This window comes from Candidatus Izimaplasma bacterium HR1, from assembly GCA_000755705.1.
Taxonomy (GTDB): domain Bacteria; phylum Bacillota_I; class Bacilli_A; order Izemoplasmatales; family Izemoplasmataceae; genus Xianfuyuplasma.
Genome location: CP009415.1, coordinates 1,816,958 through 1,840,692, shown reverse-complemented (window position 1 = coordinate 1,840,692; position 23,735 = coordinate 1,816,958). Strand labels below are relative to the sequence as shown.

At 31.0% G+C, this 23,735-nt stretch carries 24 protein-coding genes; 16 read left to right on the top strand and 8 right to left on the bottom strand.

Annotated elements, in window-relative coordinates:
- The first annotated feature begins 298 nt into the window (after positions 1-298).
- Entirely contained in the window at positions 299-1,360 is a 1,062-nt protein-coding gene (tdh, locus tag KQ51_RS09025) for an L-threonine 3-dehydrogenase (protein WP_038471335.1), read from the top strand.
- A 5-nt stretch (positions 1,361-1,365) separates the two neighbouring features.
- Complete coding sequence (locus KQ51_RS09020; RefSeq protein ID WP_038471334.1) at positions 1,366-2,550, top strand: glycine C-acetyltransferase; 1,185 nt, start codon at positions 1,366-1,368, stop codon at positions 2,548-2,550.
- 37 nt (positions 2,551-2,587) lie between these two features.
- Here the strand turns inward: KQ51_RS09020 and KQ51_RS09015 are convergent, their stop codons facing one another.
- On the bottom strand, positions 2,588-3,313 hold the full coding sequence (locus KQ51_RS09015) for a hypothetical protein (protein WP_038471332.1): 726 nt from the start codon (positions 3,311-3,313) through the stop codon (positions 2,588-2,590).
- A gap of 129 nt (positions 3,314-3,442) precedes the next feature.
- Here KQ51_RS09015 and KQ51_RS09010 point away from each other — a divergent pair, with 129 nt between their 5' ends.
- The 7 genes from KQ51_RS09010 to KQ51_RS08980 all read left to right on the top strand — a co-directional run bounded on the left by KQ51_RS09010 (position 3,443) and on the right by KQ51_RS08980 (position 9,516).
- Entirely contained in the window at positions 3,443-4,408 is a 966-nt protein-coding gene (locus KQ51_RS09010) for a hypothetical protein (RefSeq protein ID WP_038471330.1), read from the top strand.
- Positions 4,409-4,488: 80 nt separating this feature from the next.
- Complete coding sequence (locus tag KQ51_RS09005) at positions 4,489-5,520, top strand: endonuclease/exonuclease/phosphatase family protein (protein WP_038471328.1); 1,032 nt, start codon at positions 4,489-4,491, stop codon at positions 5,518-5,520.
- A gap of 55 nt (positions 5,521-5,575) precedes the next feature.
- The gene (locus KQ51_RS09000) at positions 5,576-6,265 is read left to right on the top strand and encodes a hypothetical protein (protein WP_038471326.1); all 690 of its coding nucleotides are present in this window, start codon (positions 5,576-5,578) and stop codon (positions 6,263-6,265) included.
- A gap of 100 nt (positions 6,266-6,365) precedes the next feature.
- Entirely contained in the window at positions 6,366-6,644 is a 279-nt protein-coding gene (locus tag KQ51_RS08995) for a hypothetical protein (RefSeq protein WP_232958008.1), read from the top strand.
- Positions 6,645-6,727: 83 nt separating this feature from the next.
- Positions 6,728-7,465, top strand: coding sequence for a TMEM164 family acyltransferase (locus KQ51_RS08990; RefSeq protein WP_038471323.1), 738 nt, complete (start codon positions 6,728-6,730; stop codon positions 7,463-7,465).
- A gap of 2 nt (positions 7,466-7,467) precedes the next feature.
- Positions 7,468-8,190, top strand: a complete 723-nt coding sequence (locus KQ51_RS08985) for an HAD family hydrolase (protein ID WP_038471321.1) — start codon at positions 7,468-7,470, stop codon at positions 8,188-8,190.
- A gap of 117 nt (positions 8,191-8,307) precedes the next feature.
- Entirely contained in the window at positions 8,308-9,516 is a 1,209-nt protein-coding gene (locus tag KQ51_RS08980; protein ID WP_437178349.1) for a 6-phosphofructokinase, read from the top strand.
- A gap of 29 nt (positions 9,517-9,545) precedes the next feature.
- Here KQ51_RS08980 and KQ51_RS08975 read toward each other — a convergent pair whose 3' ends face one another.
- Positions 9,546-10,721, bottom strand: coding sequence for a M20 metallopeptidase family protein (locus KQ51_RS08975; protein WP_038471318.1), 1,176 nt, complete (start codon positions 10,719-10,721; stop codon positions 9,546-9,548).
- 119 nt (positions 10,722-10,840) lie between these two features.
- Between KQ51_RS08975 and KQ51_RS08970 the strand changes: the two genes are divergently transcribed.
- Positions 10,841-13,486: a calcium-translocating P-type ATPase, PMCA-type gene (locus tag KQ51_RS08970; protein WP_038471316.1), complete on the top strand. Its 2,646-nt coding sequence runs from the start codon at positions 10,841-10,843 to the stop codon at positions 13,484-13,486.
- Between the two features lie 30 nt (positions 13,487-13,516).
- Here the strand turns inward: KQ51_RS08970 and KQ51_RS08965 are convergent, their stop codons facing one another.
- The 3 genes from KQ51_RS08965 to KQ51_RS08955 all read right to left on the bottom strand — a co-directional run bounded on the left by KQ51_RS08965 (position 13,517) and on the right by KQ51_RS08955 (position 15,542).
- Positions 13,517-14,536 (bottom strand): permease, encoded by a 1,020-nt coding sequence (locus tag KQ51_RS08965; RefSeq protein WP_038471315.1) that lies wholly within the window; start codon positions 14,534-14,536, stop codon positions 13,517-13,519.
- A 9-nt stretch (positions 14,537-14,545) separates the two neighbouring features.
- On the bottom strand, positions 14,546-14,875 hold the full coding sequence (locus KQ51_RS08960; RefSeq protein ID WP_038471314.1) for an ArsR/SmtB family transcription factor: 330 nt from the start codon (positions 14,873-14,875) through the stop codon (positions 14,546-14,548).
- 82 nt (positions 14,876-14,957) lie between these two features.
- Positions 14,958-15,542, bottom strand: coding sequence for a TetR/AcrR family transcriptional regulator (locus KQ51_RS08955; protein ID WP_038471313.1), 585 nt, complete (start codon positions 15,540-15,542; stop codon positions 14,958-14,960).
- Between the two features lie 260 nt (positions 15,543-15,802).
- On the opposite strand from KQ51_RS08955, the gene KQ51_RS08950 reads away from it, so the two are divergent.
- On the top strand, positions 15,803-16,771 hold the full coding sequence (locus KQ51_RS08950; RefSeq protein WP_038471312.1) for an arsenic resistance protein: 969 nt from the start codon (positions 15,803-15,805) through the stop codon (positions 16,769-16,771).
- A gap of 212 nt (positions 16,772-16,983) precedes the next feature.
- Positions 16,984-18,582 (top strand): hypothetical protein, encoded by a 1,599-nt coding sequence (locus KQ51_RS08945; protein WP_038471311.1) that lies wholly within the window; start codon positions 16,984-16,986, stop codon positions 18,580-18,582.
- Between the two features lie 61 nt (positions 18,583-18,643).
- On the opposite strand, the gene def is transcribed toward KQ51_RS08945, so the two are convergent.
- Positions 18,644-19,222 carry a peptide deformylase gene (def, locus tag KQ51_RS08940; protein ID WP_038471310.1) on the bottom strand — a complete coding sequence of 193 codons (579 nt, stop codon included), beginning with the start codon at positions 19,220-19,222 and terminating at the stop codon, positions 18,644-18,646.
- A gap of 188 nt (positions 19,223-19,410) precedes the next feature.
- Between def and KQ51_RS08935 the strand changes: the two genes are divergently transcribed.
- The 4 genes from KQ51_RS08935 (at position 19,411) to KQ51_RS08920 (ending at position 22,274) form a co-directional block, all read left to right on the top strand.
- Complete coding sequence (locus KQ51_RS08935) at positions 19,411-20,559, top strand: 6-phosphofructokinase (RefSeq protein ID WP_038471309.1); 1,149 nt, start codon at positions 19,411-19,413, stop codon at positions 20,557-20,559.
- Positions 20,560-20,561: 2 nt separating this feature from the next.
- Positions 20,562-20,813 (top strand): UPF0223 family protein, encoded by a 252-nt coding sequence (locus KQ51_RS08930; protein WP_038471308.1) that lies wholly within the window; start codon positions 20,562-20,564, stop codon positions 20,811-20,813.
- 69 nt (positions 20,814-20,882) lie between these two features.
- The gene (locus KQ51_RS08925; RefSeq protein WP_038471307.1) at positions 20,883-21,557 is read left to right on the top strand and encodes a zinc ribbon domain-containing protein; all 675 of its coding nucleotides are present in this window, start codon (positions 20,883-20,885) and stop codon (positions 21,555-21,557) included.
- A 48-nt stretch (positions 21,558-21,605) separates the two neighbouring features.
- Positions 21,606-22,274, top strand: a complete 669-nt coding sequence (locus KQ51_RS08920) for a pseudouridine synthase (RefSeq protein ID WP_038471306.1) — start codon at positions 21,606-21,608, stop codon at positions 22,272-22,274.
- Between the two features lie 23 nt (positions 22,275-22,297).
- Here the strand turns inward: KQ51_RS08920 and KQ51_RS08915 are convergent, their stop codons facing one another.
- A complete protein-coding gene (locus KQ51_RS08915; RefSeq protein ID WP_038471305.1) occupies positions 22,298-23,434 on the bottom strand; it encodes a cysteine desulfurase family protein in 1,137 nt (378 codons plus the stop codon).
- A gap of 5 nt (positions 23,435-23,439) precedes the next feature.
- Positions 23,440-23,730 carry a hypothetical protein gene (locus tag KQ51_RS08910; protein ID WP_038471304.1) on the bottom strand — a complete coding sequence of 97 codons (291 nt, stop codon included), beginning with the start codon at positions 23,728-23,730 and terminating at the stop codon, positions 23,440-23,442.
- Between the last annotated feature and the right edge of the window lie 5 nt (positions 23,731-23,735).

The following is a 23,735-nucleotide window of genomic DNA, read 5'->3' as shown; positions in this document are numbered from 1 at the left end:
AAACTAATATAATCACGTCTCTCTGTAAGAGTGAAATTCCCATAATTTTATTCTTGCGAAAATGTGTTCACTCCTTTGAATTTTTAAATCATATTCAAGTGAGAAAAGAAAAAAGATAAATCCCACAATTTATCTTTTTTTTATTATTTATGCACCTTTTTATTAGGAAAATATTTTCATCAAAAGAGCGTGCAATAAGTCGCTAAAATCTCTTTTAAATAACGCTATACAAATCAACATATTATGATATAATATGCTTGTGAAAGCGTTTTTAAATTTTTTTTTAAAGGAGAAAACAATGGAAGATAAATTCGACACCTTAATGAATTGTGTTGTTAAGGATAAACCGGAACGAGGATTGACAATAACAAAGAAACCAATTCCTTCTGAGTTAAAAGATGATGAAGTATTAATTAAGGTAAATTACACTTCAGTTTGTGGTACTGATTATCACATATATTCATATGATGATTGGGCTAAAAAAAGATTGAAATTACCTTTTACTGCTGGACATGAATTTAGTGGTGAAGTTATTAAGATGGGTAAAGGTGTAACAAGGGTTCAACTAGGTGATATTGTAAGTGCTGAAACTCATATCATTTGTGGAACTTGTGAATTTTGTTTAAGAGGAGAGGGACATATCTGTGAAAACACTAAAATAATAGGTGTTGATACTGATGGGTGTTTTGCTGAATACGTGAGAATTCCGGCAATGAATTGTTTTATCAATTCTAAGGATGCAAACCCTATTCACTTAAGTGTTCAAGAACCTCTAGGTAATGCTGTTCATACAATGTGTCATTTTGATATAGAAAACAAAGATGTAGTTGTTGTTGGATGCGGTCCAATTGGTTTAATGGGAGTTAATGTATCTAAAGCATATAAAGCTAAAAAAATTATAGCAGTTGAAGTTAATGATTACCGCTGTAAAAAAGCAAAAGAATTAGGTGCTGACGTTGTCATAAATCCTTTAAAAGAAGATGTTATCGCAAGAGTATTAGAAGAGACAAGTGGTAGAGGTGCTGATGTAATCGGTGAGTTTAGTGGAAATAAACAAGCGATTGAAAAAGCATTTAAATATTTAAAAGCTGGTGGAGGGCTAAGTATGCTTGGTATTCCATCTCAAGATATAGATGTCGATGTAGCAAACGACATTGTATTCAAAGGTGCACGTATTTACGGAGTAGTTGGTCGTAGAATTTATGATACTTGGTATCAAGTAAAGGATTTAATAGATAAAGATTTATTAGATTTTGATAAAATAATTACCCATGTAATGCCGATGAGTGAAGTCCATAAAGCTATGGAGATCATGGGAACTGGTAATAGTGGTAAAATTGTTTTAATCCCAGGGGAGTGAAAACTATGAAAAGTCATGAATTAACATTTTTAAAAGTAAAAATTGAGCAATTAAAAGAAGATGGTGTTTATAGAGAACTACCAGTTAACTATGGACCTTGTACTAATAGAATTAATTTAAACGGAAAAGAAGTTGTAAATCTATCAAGTAATAACTATTTAGGTCTAGCTAATCATCCTGAAGTTAAAGAAGCTGCTATTGAAGCAGTTAGAGTATATGGTGCCGGTGCTGGTGCAGTTAGAACTATTGTTGGTAATTATAATTTAATCGGGGAGTTAGAAGATAAACTTGCTGAATTTAAACGTGAAGAGGCAGTAATGTGCTTTCAATCTGGATTAAATTGCAATATCGGAACAATTCAGGCAATTGTTGAAAGAGGAGATTTAATTATTTCTGATGAATTAAATCACGCTTCAATAATTGATGGAATCAAATTATGTAAAGCAGATAAAGCAATATTTAAACATAGTGATATGGAAGATTTAGAAAGAATACTAAAAGAAAAAAGAGATGAATACAATAATGTATTAATCATCACTGATGGAGTATTTAGTATGGATGGTGACTTAGCTAAGTTACCAAGAATCGTTGAGTTAGCTGAAGAATTTGGTGCATTAACTTATGTTGATGATGCTCATGGTAGTGGTGTTTTAGGAGAAAGCGGTAGAGGAACTGTCGATCACTTTAAACTACATGGTCGTGTTGATTTTATCATTGGTACTCTAAGTAAAGCTATTGGAGTTATTGGTGGGTATGTAGCCGGTAAACATGAGACGAAAACTTGGTTATCACATCGTGCTCGTCCTTTATTATTCTCGACAGCACTTCCACCTGCAGCAACAGCTGCAGCAATGAAAAGTGTAGAATTATTAATGAATTCAACTGAATTCACTGATCGTTTATGGGATAATGCAAATTACTTTAAAGCAAAACTTGGAAAATTGGGGTTTGACACAGGTCATAGTGAAACACCAATTACACCAGTAATTATTGGTAGTGAAGCCACTACAATGCAGTTTTCAAAAGCATTGTTAGATGCTGGAGTTTATGTTTCAGGAATTGTTTTCCCAACGGTACCAAAAGGTACAGGGAGATTAAGATGTATGATTAGTGCATCGCACACTAAAGAAGATTTAGATTTTGCTGTAAAGCAATTCGAAATAGTAGGAAAAGCATTAGAGTTGATTTAAGAGAGAAAAAAAAGTTGTGAATTTCACAACTTTTTTTTTATAATGTATCTGTTCCTTCAACTGCATCTTCAGATTCTTGGGTTCTTGAACCATGTCTTCTATGACCGTGTTTGTTAATAGGGGGATTTAAACCAAGTTCCTGGTGTAGGACTTGTAATTCTGCTTTTACAATTACCATTGCATCCATGATTTCTTCATCTGTCATAGTTGCCCAATCATATGTCCCGTTAAATTCATCGATTTGCTCAATAATTAATGCTTGTTGTTCTTCAGTTAGGTTTGCTAATCTTTCATCACTTGGATATTCAATTCCATTTGCTCTTAAGTCTTCTATTAAGTGTTCTTTGATTACTTCTCTTGTTCGTGAATTTACTCTATGTCTAAATCTAGCTTGTAACCAATTATCAGGGATATCTAAACCTAATTCATCTGCAAGCAGATTTAATTCTTCCTGAATTACTAACATTGCCTCGATAATCTCATCATCTGTCATTGCACCAAAATCATAAGTTGCATTTATTTGATCTATTGCAATAACAATAGCTACTTGCTGTTCTTCAGTAAGATTTGCTAATCTTTCTTCACTAGGATATGGAAATCCGTTTTCTCGCAAATTCTCACAAGAATTTTCTTGAACTCTTTTTTGAACTCTTTCACGAACGTTTTTGTACATATCTGTTACATTTTCCCGAATATCTTCATTTTGGATAGCTGCAACGCCACCTCCGGAAAATAATAACGTACCAATTAAAAATAGTTTCATATTGTATTCCTCCTTTTTGGTTTACACATCTATAACAATCTAAGGGTAGTTCTTATTGGTGGAATCAAAATTTATTTTATTTTTATTAAAATTGCATATTACTGTATAATATTAATAAGAGGTGGTTTTATGAGTTATATCAATGATTTTATTAAGGTGATAAGAACTATTGAAAATGATAATACATATAAAACAGCTTGGGGTCGTGCAATCATCGAATGTATAAACAATCAAGAGTACGAAATACAAGGGGAAGCATATGTTATATATCACTATGAGCTAGTGCAAAAAGTAATGAAATATTATTGGAACCAAATAGGTTTCTTCAAATTATCTCAAGGACCAAGTAGTGTCCTAGAAGCAAGAATTGAAGAGATTAAAAATGATTTTGAAGATAATACTAAAATTAAATATCCCGTATGGTTCGACAAAGTTGAAATATTTTTGAAGCGAAACCCAATCAGATTTGAACGACAAGTAAAGAAATTTATTACAATTGTTAATAAAGGAGTCGCAGCTAAATTTGAGAAAATTGATACTAAAACAAAAGTAGAACTCTATGATTTGGATACTAAATCTAAATGTTTGAGATTTACTGAAGAACAAGTGAATTTAATAAAAGAAAATACACTTGTATTAGAAGATATAATTGATTACAAATGGGCAGAGTTATTAGAAGGTTATAATAAATCTCCTAATATTATAAGGAAAGTTAAAGGTTCAAAAGAATACCGATTTAAACGTCAAAATCTTATCAAATATCGTAATGTATTATTAGAATATTGTCATTTAGAAGGTTCAAAAGATTTTTATTCTGATGAACCAATCGAATTGGAAAATATAAAACTGGAATATGTTATACCTTATGATTTTGTTTATACAAATGATATTTGGAACACAATAATTGTTTCAAAAGAAACTGCAAAGAAACGCCGTGGGAAAGTCCCAACAAAAAATGATGTAGATAGATTAAACGAACGTAATAAAGCTTTGTACAATGCGATAAAGGAAACACATCTCAAAGTCAGATTTGAAGTCGAGAGGGCTTTAGAAGAACACCTAGTTACAAGATATTACATTGATTTAAATGGATAGAGAAACCTGAAAAGGTTTCTCCTTTTTTCTTTCACATATTATACACACCGAAATGGTAAAATAAAGGTGGAGGTGATTATATGATTTACATATTAATCCCTATATCACTGATATTACTCGCCGTTGGTTTATTCGCTTTATATATTGTAATTACAGAATATAAACCAGCCCCGCTAGAAGTAAGTGAAATCATTAGAAATACTCGTGAAGATAAATTAGATGAATTAAAGACAATCACAACTTTTAATCTAGGATACTGTTCATTAGATAAAGAACAAGATTTCTTCTTAGAAGGTGGCATGAATTCTAGAACAATCTCTAGAGAGAAAACATTTGACAACTTAATATCAATAGAAGATTATCTAAAAAGCCTTAACAGCGATTTTTATACATTACAAGAAGTTGATATAAAAGGTAAGAGAAGTGCGAATGTAAACCAAGTAGAACACCTTGCAAGTGGTCTTCAAAAATATAATTTATCGTTTGCTTATAACTATATAGCTAAATGGGTACCACTACCTTTTACACATCCGATGGGAAGTGCTTATAGTGGTTTGTTAACACTCTCAAAAATACCATTTTCTAACTCGACTAGAATCAGTTTAGAAGGTCAAGAAACATTTCCTAAAAGTCTTTTTTATCCAAAAAGATGCATGGTTATTAATGAAGTGCAAATTAATCGTAATAAAAAACTATTTATTATCAACATTCATCTATCAGCATATGATAAAGATGGAATGTATCGTTCTAAACAAATAGCACATATCTTAAAATATATTACAAACCTATATAATAACAAAGAAAACTACATCATCGTTGGTGGTGATTTTAACTTGTTATTAGATAAAACAAAATACAACGATGAAATGCCAGATTGGGTAAGCTTATTACCTAAGGAATTATATGATAGTGAATTTAGAGTTGTCTTTGATAAAAATACTAATACAGTACGTAGTCAAGATAGACCATACCAAGAAGGAATAAATTTTGAAACGATTATTGACGGATTTATTGTTTCACCTAATATTACAGTATCAAAAATAGAAACTCATAATTTAAGATATGAAAACACCGATCATAACCCAGTTACGCTATCTTTTAAATTAAAATAAAATTTTATTTCAAACTCTTCTGATATGATATAATTAATCTTGAGGAGTGGATGAGATGAACAAGCAAACCAAGTATTACTTTATATTAAAATACACAATTTTAGCGTTAGTAATAAATATTGTTTTAGGGTTCTTAAAAAGAACATTTATAAGTTTGAATCTTATAGTAGATAATATAATGAATCCAATTTATGACATTATTGGGATAGTTAATGTTTTATTAGTTATTGCCATCATTTTGGGTACGCTTTATCTAATCTATTTAATTGCAATGTACTACGCATCATCATTTTACAATGACTATCATATAAATCCTTTTGAAGCTATTTATCACGGGTTTATCGATATTCATCATTTATATGCACGAGTAAAATCTTCAGTAAAAGTTAAAAACATGCAGGTTGATTTTAAGAGAAGTACAATCTATTTCTCAACAAGAGATAATCATTATTGTTTAAAGTACATTGATTTGTTTGGAAAGATTAGAGGGAAAGAGACCTCAGAATTTTGGGCTTCATTAAGCAGACCTAGAACTCAGTATAGCCAAAAAACATACACGAGAGTTGTAAAATTCCCTAATCCATACCGAGCTAATCAAAACTATATAGAAGACTTAAAATCAAGAACAACAAACGATTATAAGAACTTTGTAGTTATTTCTGGTTTCTACAATATGAAGGAAAAAGCAGAGAGTATAATCGCACCATATGAAATATTAGACTTTCTTATGAAAGAGGGAGTTTAACCGCTTTTTATAAAATGACTTATTCTTATTTAGAAAAATTAAGGTATCATTTCATTATTTTGTACACATACAATATAATACCACTTGAGGAGTTGATAATATGGATCAAGCAACAAAAGAGAAAATTCAATCATGTTCAGGTAACGATGGTTGTGCACCAGACTTAAATAATGGTAAAGCAATCGTTGATAAAGTAAGACAAGTAAATGTTAGACAAGGCTTATTAGAAACACCACATGTTGTAGAATGTGAATGCGGACAACCATTTCAAATGATTCACTTTGAAGAATCATGTCCTAATTGTAATATGACATATGCTGTAACACCTTGTAGTTCTCATGACAAAGATAACATTAAGCCAGCAGGTATTGGATATTAAAAAGTGCGAAAAATCGCACTTTTTTTATTGAACTTATTTATTCTTTTTAATATAATGTTTAAGTACCTTAAGGAGGATGAAATATGATACAACTATTAACTGCACCAATGTTTGGAACAAAACATATATTGGGTTTACTGTATGTAGTTATACTAGTAGTGGTAGGAATAAAACTACTAGGGAATAACCCTACAAAAAGAAAAATACTAATAATAACAATTCTATTTTATGTCTTTGAAGGATTAAAACTAGGTTACATGATTTATCGGGATGGATCATATCCTATGAACCATATACCTTTACATTTATGTAGTATGCCATTATACATATGGCCAATACTATATTTCTCAAAAAAAGATTCGAAACTAGAAAAATATGCTTTAGCAACTGCCTTTACAATTGTACTTGGAGCGACTTTAGCTGCATTACTAAATCCTGGTAATATTATTGGTTCTAATGAATCATGGTTACCACTAACGGACAATTACTTACCATGGGTATCCTTTACTTATCACGGTCTAATGCTAATGTCATCATTTTATCTATTAACTAGTAAACTATATATACCAGAATACCTTGATGCTCTAAGATCATTGGTATTTACATTTGGGTTAATGATAATTGCTCTAATCGTCAGTTTTACAATTGATCAAGACTATATGTTATTACACACAGGGAATGGAAGCCCATTAAAGCCGGTATTAGATAATAGTGGACAATTTGTCTACACAACACTTATGATAGTTGTTGGGTTATTTGTTATTGGGTTAATAAGCTTTATCTCAACATTCATTTATAAACTAATAAAACGAGGAAAATAACTATGAGAGATACATTTTTATTTGATTTAGATGGGACTTTACTCCCAATGGATTTTGATAAATTTATGGAATTATATTTTTATAATTTAGGTGTTCATTTCAATGGCAAAATTGATCCTAGATTACTGGCTAAATACATAATGGCTGCGACAAATCAAATGGTCTTAGTAAAAAATAATCAAACAAACGAAGAAAAGTTTATGAAGTATTTTGGGTCACTTATTGATGGTGATATTGATGTTTTTCGTAGTCAATTTGATATTTTTTATGATACACTATTTGAAAATGTTAAACCATCAACTTACCAGAATGAAGCAATGATAAAAAGTGTTAAAGTTCTAAAAGAAAAAGGATACAAAGTAGTAATTGCTACTAATCCTTTATTCCCAATTAAAGCAAATTACCACCGAATAAGATGGGCTGGATTGAACAAAGATGATTTTGAATATATCTCTTCATTTGAAGGAAATCAATATACCAAACCTCATTTAGAATTCTATCACGAAGTCTTAAATAGTATTAACAAGAAACCTGAAGAATGTTATATGGTAGGAAACGATGTTTTCGATGATTTACCAGCAAAAAAAATCGGGTTAGAGACATACTTAATCACAGACTGTTTAATTAACAGTAAAAACATACCAATTGACACAAATCATCAGGGTGAATATGATGATTTCTATCAATTTGTCTCAGAATTAAAACCGATAAATACGACAAAATAGTTTTGTCGTATTATTAATTTGCACCTGAACAATTTCTCAATAAGTAAACTAAATCTTTTCAAATGTTATACTAATTGTTATAATTGTTTTGGATTATGAAATAAGGAGTGAATATATATGTTAAAAGGAAATTTATTATATGGACAATCAGGTGGACCTAGTGGTGTTATTAATGCTAGTGCTTACGGAGTATTAAGTGAAGCTTTAAAAAATAACAATGTAATTGAAAAGGTCTATGGATTAAAACACGGTATACAAGGAATCTTAAAAGAAGACTTCATTGATGCTAGTGAAATTGAAGATTTAGAGTTATTACTGAATACACCAGCAAGTGCATTTGGTAGTATTAGATTTAAGTTAAAATCACATTTAGAAGACCCAGAAACATACAAAAGAATTCATGAAGTATTTGAGAATAATAATATTCGTTATGTGTGTTATAACGGTGGAAATGACTCAATGGATACAACAGTAAAACTAAGTGAATACTTTGCAACTACAAACTATGAAGTTAGAATTATGGGAGTACCTAAAACTGTAGATAATGATTTACCATTAACAGATCATACACCAGGGTTTGGTAGTGCTGCTAAATACATTATCAATACTTTAATGCAATTAAAATGCGATAGTACAGTTTATCCTCGTGGTAAAGTTACAATCGTAGAAATAATGGGACGTCATGCTGGTTGGCTAACAGCTGCTGCACATGTTGCAACTAATGAAGGATTTGGACCTGACTTAGTTTATATCCCAGAAGTACCATTTGACTTAGATGCTTTTGTAGAAGAAGTAGATAAAATATTCTTAGAAAACCAAAATTGCTTAATCGCTGTAAGTGAAGGAATTAGAGATAAAGATGGTAACTTCATAGGAGCAATGAGTGCAACATTAGATGCATTTGGTCATAAGCAATTAGGTGGAGTAGCAATGTTCTTAGGTGATTACCTAGAAGAAAAACTTAACATTGGTTACCGTGCAATAGAATTATCATCACCACAACGTGCTGCATCATTTGTAAGAAGTGAATCAGATGTTAATGAAGCAGTAGAAGTAGGTCGTCATGCTGTACAATTTGCCTTACAAGGTGAAACATGTAAAATGGTAGGAATAAAACGCCTATCAAGTCATCCTTATAAAATAGAATATGTACCTGTCGATGTCACAAAAGTTGCAAACCAAGAACAAACAATTCCAGAAAACTGGTTAACAGAAAACAAAAAAGGTGTAACTCAAGATTTCTTTGATTATATTTATCCTCTTATTGAGGGAGAATATAAACAAGTATATAAAAACGGAGTTCAAAAATTTATTAAACTAAGATAACAAAAAAAGAGTTCATTGAACTCTTTTTTTTATTTCTTCAAAAACTCAATTGCAGTATTTATATGCATTCCCATTCCAATTAAAAGACTTGATTCGTCAATATCAAATTTTGGATTATGGTTAAAATATACTTCTTTTTGATTCTTAGCTCTACCACCAAGCCAACCATAAGCTCCAGGTCTTTTTTCTAGGTAATAACTAAAATCTTCTCCACCCATAGAAGGTTCGGTTAGAACTTCTACGTTTTTTGCACCAATTAAGTCTTTTGCTAATCCAACAATGAACATTGTTTCATTAACATCGTTAATTAGTGGAGGGTAAGCTTCAATGATTTCTAATTCACCTTTACAGTTATTTAGTTTACTAACTGCATTAACAATTTCATCTAATCTTTTGAAAACAAATTGTCTTGTTTCTTTATTTAGTGTTCTAATTGTACCGCGTAGGTCGACATGATCAGGTAAAATGTTAAAACTAGTTCCCCCGTTAATCGTACAAACACTTATTACAACACTATCCACTGCTTTTGTATTTCTTGAAGTGATAGTTTGAATTTTAGTAATTAATTCAGCAGCTGTTAAAATAACATCACTACCAGTTTCTGGAGCACTAGCATGTGTCCCAAAACCATTTATTCTAATTCTAAACTCATCAGGTGCAGCCATTGCTGGACCTGGTTTAATTTTGAATTTACCACTTTCATATTTAGTGGTTATATGAAGTGCAAATACACCATCAACATCATCTAAATGTCCTTCTTGAACAACACTGATACCTCCGCCAGGAGTTGGACCTTCTTCAGCACTTTGGAATACTACTTTTAGTTTACCTTCTAATAGGTCCTTATTTTCACTAAAGAACTTACAAGCTCCAAGGAGCATAGCTGTATGTGTATCGTGGCCACAAGAATGCATTTTACCATCATTTAGACTTTTATAAGGAACGTCATTTTCTTCTTGCATGCTTAAGGCATCAATATCAGCTCTTAATAATACAGTTTTCCCTTTTATTGGTCCTTCTAGAGTTCCGATGATTCCAGTAACTCCAACACCAGTAATTAACTTAAATCCAAGTTCTCTTAACTCTTCAGCGATTACTTGTGATGTTCTAAATTCTTCGAATCCTGTTTCAGGATGCATATGAAAATCTCTTCTTTTTTCAATTAAATAAGCTTCATAATTTTTTATGTCTTCTAACTTAACCATCAAATCACTCCTAACTTGGTTATATTATATCAAAATCCTTATATATAAACAAATTGTTAAAAAATAACTTTTATTTTTTTAACGATTAAATTTGTAGTATAATATTAAAAGGTGATAATATGAAAACTTACTCAAAAGAAATTAACGAAGTGTTAAAAGAATTAAGTACCACAAAAGAAGAAGGATTATCTTCTAATGGTGTGGTGCAAAGTCGTGAAAAATATGGTTATAATAAGTTAAAAGAAGGAGAACAGGAATCTGTTTTCCATATGATAATTGGCGAGTTAACAGGTTTTTTAAATCTACTTTTAATTGCTGCTGCAATAGTTAGTATTGTTGCTAGTGGTCACTTAACTGATGGTATTTTTATTTTTACGATTGTAATTTTAAACACAGCTTTAAGTGTGTTTCAAGAGAAACGAGCTAGTAATGCTGTAAATGCTCTTAAGAGTATGAGTGCTCCTCATGCAAAAGTAATGCGTAACGGTGAATTAGAAAATATAGATTCTCAGGATTTAGTTCCTGGTGATATTGTTTTAATTGAAGCAGGAGATTATGTACCAGCAGATTTAAGACTAATTGAAACTATCAATTTAAAAGTTGATGAATCAGCTTTAACAGGTGAAAGTGTACCAGTTGAAAAAGATGCTTTAGAAATCCTCAAAGTTAATACCCCGATTGGGGATAGAATCAATATGGGCTATATGAGCACTATAGTTACTTATGGACGTGCTGTAGGTGTTGTTGCTAAAACAGGTATGGATACTGAAATAGGTAATATCGCAAACTTATTAAATGAAGTAGAAGATGAAATGACTCCTCTACAAAAGAAAATAGACAAATTAGGTAAATTGCTTGGGACAGTAAGTATTGTCGTAGTATTACTGATTTTTGTTGTAGGTATGGTATATAACTACTTAGGAATTACAAATTATGATACATTATACTTGTTTATGGTTGCTGTTAGTTTAGCAGTAGCTGCCATTCCAGAAGGACTACCAACTGTAATTACTGTTGTACTGTCAATGGGGATGCGTAAGATGGCAACTAAGAATGCCATTGTAAAAGAATTGAATGCAGTTGAAACTTTAGGTTCTACAACAGTTATATCAAGTGATAAAACTGGAACTTTAACGCAAAATAAAATGGTTGTTAAAAGAGTTTTTGATAATAATACGATTGTTGAAGTAACAGGGCATGGATATGAATTTACTGGTGAGATAAAAGGTGGAAGTGCTAATGTAAGTAAATTAGTAGGTATTGGGGTACTATGTAATGATTCAAGTATAAATGGTGAATCATTAATTGGAGACCCAACTGAACTTGCTTTAGTTACACTTGCTGCAAAAAATGGTGATATGCAAAAGGATATGAAAACAACTTATCCTCGTATTGATGAATTCCCCTTTGATAGTGATCGTAAACTAATGAGTACTGTCCATCAAATCGATGGAAAGAAGCAAATATACACTAAAGGTGCTCCTGATCAACTACTTAAAGCTTGTAAGTACTACTTACTTGACGGAGTAGTAAAACCCATTGATGATAAATTTGTAAAAGTTGTTGAATTAGCTAACCAAGGTATGGCTAGAAATGCTTTACGAGTACTTGGGTTTGCCTATAAAGAAGTTAAAGAATATAGTGATTTAAAAGAAGAAGAAAACGATTTAGTATTCACAGGATTAGTAGGAATTATTGATCCCCCTCGTGAAGAAGTAAAAGAATCTATCAAAGTATGTCATAAAGCTGGTATTAGAGTTGTTATGATTACTGGTGATCATAAAATTACTGCTTCAGCAATAGGTAAAGAACTAGGAATTCTAGATGGAAATACTAATGCTTTAAGTGGTGAAGAAATAGATAAATTAAGTTATCCTGAGTTTTTAGATCTAGTAAAAGTAACAAATGTTTTTGCTAGAGTTTCTCCAAATCATAAAGTAATGATTGTAAAAGCTTTGCAAGAAACTGGAGAAATCTCAAGTATGACTGGTGATGGAGTTAACGATGCACCAGCTTTAAAACAAGCAAACATTGGAGTTGCAATGGGTATAACTGGTACTGATGTATCAAAAGAAGCAGCTGATATGGTTTTGATGGATGACAATTTCACTACGATAGTTGATGCTGTTGAAGAAGGAAGAATTATCTATGCAAACATAAGAAAATTCGTTGCTTACTTAGTTAGTTGTAATGTTGGTGAAGTGTTATTAATCTTTACAGCAATCCTGCTTACCTGGGACAGCCCATTAATGCCAATTCAAATACTATGGATTAACTTAGTTACAGATTCATTCCCTGCCTTTGCTCTTGGTTTAGAGAAAAAAGAAGATGGTGTAATGGATAAAGAACCGATTGATCCTAACGCAAGTATTGTTGATAAAAAAATGGGATTAGCGATTGCTTTCCAAGCGGTATTCTTAACTATAGCTGTATTAATATCTTATTACATCGGTAGAGATTTAATTGGTGGAGAAAACATGATGTACTCATTTGCTTTCATTACTATTATTACAGGTGAATTATTAAGAACTTATTCAGCGCGTAGCGAAAGTAAATCAATCTTTAAAATGAAATTATTTGAAAACAAACTTATAAACTACGCTGTATTAGTAGGATTTGCATTACTAATAATTGTAGTGTTTGTTCCAGGTATTAATTCGATTTTCTATATCAATGGTTCAATTACAATAGTTCAATTTTTAATAGCATTTGTATTAGGATTCATCCCATTATTTGGTGGGGAATTGGCAAAATTATTTAAGTAAAAGAAAAGCACACCTCGGTGTGCTTTTTTATTATACAAATAGGAAATGCAAAAAATTGAATAAATAACCAATAATGATTATACCAACCGATACAATAACAATAAACATAGTTAGTAATTTAGGTTTAACCACTTTACTTAACATTACCATAGAAGGAAGACTAAGTGCAGTGACTGCCATCATAAATGCTAAGACAGTTCCTGTTCCTACACCTTTACCTAGTAACGCTTCAGCAATAGGAATTGTACCAAATATATCAGCATACATAGGAATTCCTACAATGGCTGCAATGAATACATTGAATGGATTATTCTCACCCAAAATTGCTCCGATTAGGCTTTCAGGGATATAGTTATGAATTGCTGCCCCAATACCGACACCAATAAAGATATACAACCATACTCTGCCAATGATTTCTTTTACTTGCTCATACGAATATTCTAATCTCTCTTTTAAACTCATTTCAAAACTTATCTCAACACTTTTACTTTGATTATTCTTTTTAATATCTTTTATATAATCTTGAACATAATCTTCCATTTTAGACTTATCAATTATTGTACCACCAATAACGGCTAAAAATAAACCGACAATTACATAGGCTAATGCAAACTCAATTCCAAAGAAACTCATTAAAATTAAGAAGGAAGCTAAATCTACCAAAGGAGAAGAAATTAAGAAACTGAAGGTAATTCCTAAAGGTAAACCTGCTTTAGTAAATCCAATAAAGATTGGAATACTACTACAAGAACAAAATGGTGTAATTGTACCTAATAAAGCACCAATAATATTACCTTTAATACCACGATATTTACTTAATATCTTTTGCGTTCTTTCTGGGGGAAAGAAACTTTGAATATAACTAATTAAGAAGATTAAGAAACATAGTAATATAAATATCTTAATAACATCATAGATAAAGAAGTGAACACTATTTCCAACCCTTGTTGCCATATTTAATCCAAAAACATTAACTACAAGTTTTTCGATTAGATCATATAACCATGTCATCTTAAGAAAGATGTCGTTAAACTTATTGAATATATTCATAAATTACACCTACTTTGTACAAACAAAACTTTCTATTTTATTTATTTTATCTAAATCTTTAGCTAATAACTTATTATCAAGTCCAAAAACAACATTGATAACTTTTAAGTAATCATCGTTTTCCTCATTTAATGAATAATAAATATACTGTTCATTACGTTTTGTGTTTACTAAATTAATAGCTCTCAATTTAGCAATGTGCTTTGATATTTTAGGTTGTGTCAACTCTAAGATATCCACAAGCTCACAAACACAAAGACTTTGTGTTTTAAGCAGATTAATAATTCGTAATCTTGTCTCATCACTTAACACCTTAAATAGTTCTAATAAATCATTCATATTAAACCTCCATATACTTATATACGCATACGGGTATATTACAATAGATAAGATAGAAAGTCAATAAAAAAGATGCCAAAATTTAATTTTGGCACCCAAGTACTCCTGCATATAGAATTTTAAGTAATTGTGATAGGTTTTCGCTCTCTAATTCACCTAAATCTTTGAATTCAGACACTAGTCCTTTTTGAATTATCTTAAAATACATTTCTAAAGTTTGATCAGTAACATCTTCACAAATGAAACCTTCCATTTTTCCTTGTTCATATAGTTTCTTTCTTTGTATAATCATTTGTTTTTTATGTTTCTTGATAAATTTTTGTAGATCTAAACTTAATGTTATTTCGCCATGAAATATTGGTTTATTGTTATCGTAGTATTTTTTAATGCGTGCTTTAACAACACCATCAATTTTTTCTTCAAATGGTACGTGACTATCAATAACTTCAATGATTTCATTGTATTCTTCTAAGTAAATGGTTTTTAGAATGTGTTCATAGAGGACTTGCTTGTCAGCAAAATATTTATATAAAGTTACTTTAGAAACATTAGCATACTGAGCTATAGATTCCATTGTTACTTTATGATATCCGTGTTGTACAAAAAGACGAGAAGCGTTTAGTACAATACTATCAACCTTTTTTTGCGATCTGCTAGATAATTCCATATAATCACTCCTTCCAGAAGTTTATTACTTATCCTATCTTTATTATAAACCCAAAACTAGCAAAAATCTATAATAAATGCTATTAGATGAACTAATTAAATATGAATAGTTCAAATAGTTTACATTTCCGTCTTACATTTTTTGAGTTTTTTTTGTAAGGAATCTAAAAGTATTAAGACAAATAGTTTACACGCAAACTATTTGTCTTAATACACAAAATTTGTTATATTATAGAAGACAATAAACTAGAGGTGATTATATTGATTAAAATATTAACGTTGATAAAAAAGAAACTTATAATAAGTGTTCTTATTTCTATGGCATTAGGAATTATACTAGGATACTATTTTGATCTTAGTTTTCTAGCAAAAACCATTTTACCATTAACATTTTTACTAGTGTATCCGATGATGGTTACTCTGAAGTTAGAAACTATTTTTGAGAAATGGAATTTTAAACTTCAAATAGTAACACAAATAATTAATTTTATTGTATTTCCATTAATCGCATATGGATTAGGACTAATATTCTTTAGCGATAATGAGTATTTAAGATTAGGTTTATTACTAATAGCTTTATTACCTACGTCTGGGATGACGATAAGTTGGACAGCTATGGCAAAAGGGAATATCAATGCTGCGATTAAAATGGTAATCTTTGGTTTGTTACTTGGAGCATTACTATCACCTATATATATTACTTTATTTTTAGGAGAAGCAATAACAGTTCCATTTATGAAAATATTTACGCAAATATTAGTGGTAGTGATTTTGCCAACTATTTTAGCATTCATTACACAAAGAGTTTTAATTAAGAAATATACAGCAATTAAGTTTCATACATACATAAAACCAAAATTCCCTCTATTCTCTACTCTTGGAGTAGTATTAATAATCTTTGTGGCAATTTCTTTAAAAGCAGAAAAAATTGTCAATAATCCAAGTATCCTTATCGATATGATAATTCCTTTATTAATTCTATATGCTTTATTCTTTATAATAAGTGTTGGGACAGGACGCTTATTCTTTAATAGAAATAATGGGATTGCTTTAGTAAATGGAACGCTAATTAGAAGTTTATCTTTATCTCTAGCAATAGCATTAACAACTTTTCCAGAAGCGGGAATAACCGCTTTGCTAATTGCAATTGCTTATACAATTCAAGTTCAAGTTGCAGCGTGGAATGTACGGCTCACTAAAAAACTATTTCCAGACGAAATAAAACAATAAATTGCAACTATTATAAAAAGTGACAAGATTAAATTTTGATGATATAATTATTAAAAGGACTCACTTATAGTTTCAAAATTTCGATTCGATTTATAATATGTAGCCCTAGCTTTTAATATATGATTACTCACACGAAAAATACAACCTAAGGATATATAAGGGGTGCCGGTAACGACACCCCTTTTTTATATAAAAAATATTTGGAGGTTAAAATGGAACTTTTTGAAATTTTCACGCATTTAGTTTTAACACTCGCAATGTTACTAGTTGTAGTGTTGATTGCACGTAGTGCAGTTGCTGGATCTAAATATTCACCAATATTAATTATTGTTGTCTTTGGATTAGCATTAGGAATGGTTTTAGAAATGAGTGGTCTTGCAACAGCGGGATTAACTGAATTTCCAGTTGTTGGTTTAACTGGGGGAACAACCATAATTGCACTTATTGCAACATTTTTTGTAGGGGGACAGAAACTAAGAAATACGTTTTGGAAACCAAAAACACCTAAAGAAGATGACGTTGTTCTAAACGAAGAAGAAGTTATCTTAGGTACTAAGGGAACACAATTGATTTTCTTAACAAGAGCATTCTTTATTCTAATTGGAATTATCTCACTATATCGTATTGCCTATATGGGGTTAGACAATATGTTTAATTCAATTGGCTGGGGAGATTTACTAACTTATAAAGAAACATCTCTGGATGATTTTTATCCTTTATTAGCGTTCTTTGGAGTAGCAGTTGCTATTATTTTGATTGATAGTAAAGCAAAAATTGCGAACAAAAGAGTTTACCTTGGTAGAGGTGTAATGGAAATCATAATTATTTTAGCTATCCTATTAGGAGGATTATTAATCTCAGCAGTAATTAATCCTTTAATAGCATTACCGCAAATTTTCTTTGCAATGATTATTTCTAGTACACTAGGTATGGTCTTTAGTGATTGGCGACCTGGTCCAACAATGAGAGCATTATTATTTGGTGGTATTCCAATTGTATTGGCTGGGGTATTTATAACTGGTGGTACTAGATTATTAGATGCCTTCCAATTAGACGGAATGTTACAAGTAATGTCTTATGGATTCTTTGGACAATTATTCTGGATGTTTGTTGGTATATCTTTATTAGTATTTGTGGGTAAATCAAATGATGTTGATATTTTAGCTCCAGGTATGGCTGGTAGTTTATCACATAGTGGACTTACTGGTGCATGTACCGCAGGAGATATCGGAGAAGTAGCAAAAGAAAGAGCTCCGATTATGATTAACATTCCATTCTTTGGACATTTATTTGTATTCACTATCCTAGCGATTAGTGTTACAAGATCTGTTGAAATGGGATTAAAAGGATTCTTATTAGTACCGGCTTTAATTGTTGTTGCACTAGGAATTGCCTTAACTTATTGGGCACTCCGTACTTTAAGAAGTGCAAATGGTGTCGAAAGAAAAGAAATTATGGGATTGATACTATTCTCGATTGGTTGGCAACTTGTTGCAGTATTCGGTGGATTCACATTATTATACTTCGCAGGTATGGATTTAGAAAGTGCAGCTATGGCTAACAGTAGTGCGATATCTCACTTTGGATTATTCGCAGCTATACAGGGCGGAATGTTTGAAACTGTTAACACAAGCTTTAGTTCTGTAGGCTTGATTTCATTTATCTTTGCAATGCCATTCTTGATTCATCCATTAGTATTTGGTATGTTTGGTAAGGCAATGACAAATGGTGGTAAAATGCCTAAAAAAGCATTAGCAATTTTAGCTATCTTAGGTATTCTTGGTGTAGCATTTAGTTTAATAATTTTATAAAAATATTAATAAAATAATAAAAAAAAGACTTCGTTTGAAGTCTTTTTGTTTACTCTTGGTTTTATTCTTCTAATTCTTCCAATGGGAACACTATGGGTTCAATATCATTTAAATCAGGGACAATTTTATCTGTAAACAAAATACCATTTAAATGATCTATTTCATGCTGTAGAACAACACCAACGTAATTACTTACACGTAATTCAATTTTTCTTAGTTCATCAGTCTCAGGTAAATAATGATGAGCTCTTACTCTAATCTTCTTATGTCTAGGAACAACGCCTTCGACTTCTCTATCAACACTTAAACATCCTTCACCACCAGGGATATATGTTTTTGCTTCACTATGAGAAACTATTTTAGGGTTAACTAATAACAACTTATAAAATTTTTCACCAGTTTCATCTGTTGTCATAACCGCAATCATTTGTTTTGGAATATTTATTTGAGGTGCAGCAAGACCAACTCCGGGTCTTAAACCTAATTCTTCACTTTTTTTATCATCTTGTGAATTCTCTAAAAATTCCATCATATCTTTTAATGTTTGCTTTGTTTCGTCATCTAAAGGGATATCAACTAAACTACTTCGTTTAGCTAAAGTTGGATGACCTTCTCTTATTACATCTTTCATCAGTAACATAATTACCACCTCGCTAGATATTATAACAAAAAAGTTATAGAACTTAAACAAAAGTAAACTATATTTTTTCTTGATTATGTGCATATTGAACAAATTCTCAATGAAAAGGTTTTCACTTTTGTATTTTTGTTTACTCTCAGTGATATTTTAAGTATAATTAAAATGATTTTCATTTAGGAGGCAATATAGTGAATAAAAAAATTAGAAAGATCGGTATCATTACCGGTGGTGGGGACTGTAGTGGTCTTAACGCAGTAATCAACGGAATCACTAAAGCAGCAGTTAACAAGTATGGACTTGAAGTTGTTGGTTTTACTAGAGGATATTCTGGATTATACAAAAACGATTATCGTCCTTTAGGGTTAAGAAGTGTTTCAGGGATTATGCACGAAGGTGGAACTATTTTAAAATCTTCAAATAAAGATAACTTATTTAATTTACCTTTTGAACAACCTGACGGTAGTGTTATTTATAAAGATGTTTCAGATGAAGCAGTTAAAAACTTGAAATATTTAGGTGTTGATGCTTTAATCGTAATTGGAGGAGACGGTACTTTAACTAGTGCTCGTGATTTCTCAAGAAAAGGTATTCCAGTAATCGGAGTTCCAAAAACAATTGATAATGATTTACCATCAACTGATGTTACATTCGGTTATAATACATCATTAGAAACTATTACTGATGCACTCGATAAAATCCATACAACAGCATTCTCGCACGATAGAGTAATGGTTGTAGAAGTTATGGGTCGTAATAGTGGATGGTTAGCACTTGAAGGTGGATTAGCTGGTAGCGCTGATGTTATATTAATCCCCGAAATACCTTATGATTTAACAAGTGTTGTTGAAAAAATTAGACAAAGAGATGCATTTGGTCGTAATTTCAGTATTGTTGTTGTATCTGAAGGTGCTAAACCTAAAGATGGTAAACAACATATTCGTGAAATTATTAAAGATAGTGCCGATTCAATCCGTTTAGGAGGAATAGGACAAGTAATTACTGATCAATTACAAGAACTAGTTCCTGAACACGAAGTACGTCATACTAACTTAGCATATATTCAGCGTGGTGGAGTTACATCACAATTTGATAGAGCTTTGGGATTACTATTTGGAGTTAACGCTGTTGATTTACTAATGAGTGGTGGAAGTGGAAGAATGGTACAACTTCGCGGAAGAAAAATTACTTCAGTTCCATTAGAAGAAGTTGTAGGTTCAGGAGAAGTAGGAGAAACATCACGTGGTGGTGGTAAAACAGTTGATCCAGAAGGACAATATGTTCAAGCTGCTAAAGCGATTGGTATTTGCTTTGGTGATTCTTCAAACTTAGATGAGTAATAATGTATACATATCCAATAGATTATGACTTATTCACAGCTGAAGAAGTTTCAGTTATTATTGAATTTCTTTCATTAATTGAAGATGCAAACGAAAAACAAGTTAACCCGATAGTATTAAGTACTAAGCATCGAGAATACAGAAAGATTGTTAACTCGATTCAAATGGAAAAAAAGATTGATCATGATTTTGAGAAAGTATCAGGTTATTCAATTTATAAGACGATAAAAAAATATCAACAAAAGACAAGTTAGAAGAAACTTGTCTTTTCTTTTTTGGACTATGATATAATTAAGACAGATAGGGAAAAATGAGGTGAAATTATGTATTGTAAAAATTGTGGTGCACAAAATAGTGAAAATGCTAAATTTTGTACAAGTTGTGGTTCAGCAATAGAAGTAGAATCTGTAAAAGAAGACCCTTTTAGTGATTACTATGATGAACCCGTTCAAGAAGAACAAAAAGAATACAACTATAACCAATCAGTTCAAGAAGGTATGGTAGATGATGATAGACCTTCTAATGTTTACGGTAGAAAATTTGAAGCTCATGCCTCAGGTGGAGTGCAGTATGGTAAACCACGACAAGGGAAAAGCCAAGTAGGAAAAATTGCAGGACTATTGGTTCTTGTTGGAATTGTTGCCTTTGTTTACTTTTTATTCTTTGCTAATAGTGGTCCTATTTATGATGTAGCAATCGGTAATGAAGTTAACGAAACAACTTATTATCCAGATGAACCTTTGGATTACATTATTGCAAGTGATGGTGTTATTTATATTAGCTATTCAGCAAGGGATATATTGTATGAAACAGTTAATGTGTATGTTTATGATGTTACATTTAATGATGTTTTAATTGAATCAATGAATACAACAATTATTTACGATGAACAAGTTGGTTATTTTAGTGTCGATAATAACTGGACTGTTGGTTCATATGAAATAGTATTTGAAATAGAAGGCGACATTGTATATACACACAATTTTGAAGTTGAGTAAATATAGAAAAAGATGGAAGAACACATCTTTTTAGAATAGGATGATTAGATGAGATTAGATAAATTATTAGTTAATATGAAATATGGTTCAAGAAAAGAAATGAAAGCAGTATGTAAGAATAAACAAGTAACTGTTAATGATGAAGTAATTAAGGATTCCTCTATCAATATTGATCCGGTAAATGATAAAATAACTATTTTTGGTGAAGAAGTTATTTATAAAGAAAACATCCTCTTGATGCTCCATAAGCCTCAAGGATATGTTTCAGCTAACAAAGATGGTCTTCACGAAACAGTTTTCGATCTTTTAGAAGAACCTTATACAAGGTTAAAACTAAATATCGCAGGGCGACTTGATATCGATACAGAAGGGTTACTCTTATTAACAGACAATGGTGATTTACTCCATGATCTTATTTCTCCTAATAAGAATATCTATAAAACATATTTAGTTAGGACAGATCAAAAGTTCAATCCTGATTCACTATTAAAGGAATTTGAAATTCTTGATGGAAAGAATAATCCATATACACCATCAAAACCATTTATTGAGAAAATAAATGATTTTGAATTTTACATCTCAATTAAAGAAGGTAAATACCATCAAGTAAAAAGAATGGTAGAACACTTTAGAAGAGAAGTAATATACTTAAAAAGAGTTGCTTACGGTGATATTTCGTTAGGTGATTTAGAAATAGGAAAATATCGAGAAATATAAAAAAAGACAGCTCAGCTGTCTTTTTATTTTAAGTCATTTAAGATTCCTATTAGGGTACTTACACAATAATTTACTTCTTCTTTTGTAGTATATTCTCCAATGCTAAATCTAATTGAAGCATTAATATAATCATTTGGAACACAAATAGCTTTTAAGACATGCGATGGTTCAATTGAAGTACTATCACAGGCACTACCTGTGGAAACATAAATGTTTGCCTTATTTAGATAGTATGTAATATCACTACCATCAAACTCTTTGAAAGAAAGATTTAAATTTCCTGGTAATCTATGCCTACCAATTTTTGGACCATTTAGAATATAATTGACGTTAGCCTTGTCCAATTCACTTAAGAAATATTTTGTATATTTATTAAGTCTTTCTTCGTATTCTTTATATTTATCAATTCCAACTTCTAAAGCTTTTGCAATACCAATTATATAGGGAACATTTTCGGTACCACTTCGAAGGCTATTTTCTTGCTGACCACCATGAATTAGATTGGTGATATGTGTTCCCTCTTTAACGTAGAGAATTCCAACACCTTTTGGGGCGTGAAATTTATGACCAGAGATACTCATTAAATCAACTTTTAACTCTTTAAGATTAATCGGTATATGTGTTAAAGCTTGTACTGCATCAAGGTGTAAATATGTTCTTGCCTCTTCACAAATTTCAGAGATTTCTGTTATATTTTGAATTGTTCCAATTTCATTGTTAGCTAGAATAATACTAACAACAAGTGTATTGTCATTTACTAAACTTCTTAGTTGATCTAAGTTAATAAAACCTTGTTTATCAACATCTAAATAGTGAATTATATAGCCAAGTTCTTCTAAAAATTCAACGGTATGCAATGTCGCATGATGTTCAATTTTTGTCGTGATGATTTCGCCTTTGGTCTTATTTCCAAAAGCTAAACCTTTTAAAGCCCAGTTAATTGATTCTGTTCCACAACTTGTAAAGTATATTTCATTCTTATTACAGTTTAGTAATGATGCTACTTGTTTATGAGCTCCATTGATAATTTTACGAACTTTTATCCCTTTTGAATGAAGACTTGAAGGGTTGCCAAATTCGCTTTTTAAATATGGCTTCATTGCAGTGTAAACTTCTTTACTGACTCCAGTAGTAGAAGCGTTATCTAAATATACTTCCATATACTTCACTCCTTAAGACTTATAACTAGTTTTTCTAACTCCATAAAATCCAAAAAAGATAGCTCGTTTAAATGTTCTTTAACGGACAGTTGTTTATTGTTGATAGCCTTGAAAATTTTCAAAACTTCATCAACATATTCTTTGATGACATATGATTGATGGATGATACATGGATCGTCATCATCGAAAAGATCAACACTCTTCTTAATAAGATACTCTTCTTTGATAGGAATATCACTGATACGTCCTTCATAAAGAGTTTTACCATTCTTTGTAATTAAAATATGCTGTTTCAAATTAA

What these genes read in the sequence shown, in the direction of transcription:
- tdh (WP_038471335.1), top strand. Translation starts at nt 299, where the DNA reads ATGGAAGATAAATTCGACACCTTAATGAATTGTGTTGTTAAGGATAAA.
- KQ51_RS09020 (WP_038471334.1), top strand. Translation starts at nt 1,366, where the DNA reads ATGAAAAGTCATGAATTAACATTTTTAAAAGTAAAAATTGAGCAATTA.
- KQ51_RS09015 (WP_038471332.1), bottom strand. Translation starts at nt 3,313, where the DNA reads ATGAAACTATTTTTAATTGGTACGTTATTATTTTCCGGAGGTGGCGTT.
- KQ51_RS09010 (WP_038471330.1), top strand. Translation starts at nt 3,443, where the DNA reads ATGAGTTATATCAATGATTTTATTAAGGTGATAAGAACTATTGAAAAT.
- KQ51_RS09005 (WP_038471328.1), top strand. Translation starts at nt 4,489, where the DNA reads ATGATTTACATATTAATCCCTATATCACTGATATTACTCGCCGTTGGT.
- KQ51_RS09000 (WP_038471326.1), top strand. Translation starts at nt 5,576, where the DNA reads ATGAACAAGCAAACCAAGTATTACTTTATATTAAAATACACAATTTTA.
- KQ51_RS08995 (WP_232958008.1), top strand. Translation starts at nt 6,366, where the DNA reads ATGGATCAAGCAACAAAAGAGAAAATTCAATCATGTTCAGGTAACGAT.
- KQ51_RS08990 (WP_038471323.1), top strand. Translation starts at nt 6,728, where the DNA reads ATGATACAACTATTAACTGCACCAATGTTTGGAACAAAACATATATTG.
- KQ51_RS08985 (WP_038471321.1), top strand. Translation starts at nt 7,468, where the DNA reads ATGAGAGATACATTTTTATTTGATTTAGATGGGACTTTACTCCCAATG.
- KQ51_RS08980 (WP_437178349.1), top strand. Translation starts at nt 8,308, where the DNA reads ATGTTAAAAGGAAATTTATTATATGGACAATCAGGTGGACCTAGTGGT.
- KQ51_RS08975 (WP_038471318.1), bottom strand. Translation starts at nt 10,721, where the DNA reads ATGGTTAAGTTAGAAGACATAAAAAATTATGAAGCTTATTTAATTGAA.
- KQ51_RS08970 (WP_038471316.1), top strand. Translation starts at nt 10,841, where the DNA reads ATGAAAACTTACTCAAAAGAAATTAACGAAGTGTTAAAAGAATTAAGT.
- KQ51_RS08965 (WP_038471315.1), bottom strand. Translation starts at nt 14,536, where the DNA reads ATGAATATATTCAATAAGTTTAACGACATCTTTCTTAAGATGACATGG.
- KQ51_RS08960 (WP_038471314.1), bottom strand. Translation starts at nt 14,875, where the DNA reads ATGAATGATTTATTAGAACTATTTAAGGTGTTAAGTGATGAGACAAGA.
- KQ51_RS08955 (WP_038471313.1), bottom strand. Translation starts at nt 15,542, where the DNA reads ATGGAATTATCTAGCAGATCGCAAAAAAAGGTTGATAGTATTGTACTA.
- KQ51_RS08945 (WP_038471311.1), top strand. Translation starts at nt 16,984, where the DNA reads ATGGAACTTTTTGAAATTTTCACGCATTTAGTTTTAACACTCGCAATG.
- def (WP_038471310.1), bottom strand. Translation starts at nt 19,222, where the DNA reads ATGTTACTGATGAAAGATGTAATAAGAGAAGGTCATCCAACTTTAGCT.
- KQ51_RS08930 (WP_038471308.1), top strand. Translation starts at nt 20,562, where the DNA reads ATGTATACATATCCAATAGATTATGACTTATTCACAGCTGAAGAAGTT.
- KQ51_RS08925 (WP_038471307.1), top strand. Translation starts at nt 20,883, where the DNA reads ATGTATTGTAAAAATTGTGGTGCACAAAATAGTGAAAATGCTAAATTT.
- KQ51_RS08920 (WP_038471306.1), top strand. Translation starts at nt 21,606, where the DNA reads ATGAGATTAGATAAATTATTAGTTAATATGAAATATGGTTCAAGAAAA.
- KQ51_RS08915 (WP_038471305.1), bottom strand. Translation starts at nt 23,434, where the DNA reads ATGGAAGTATATTTAGATAACGCTTCTACTACTGGAGTCAGTAAAGAA.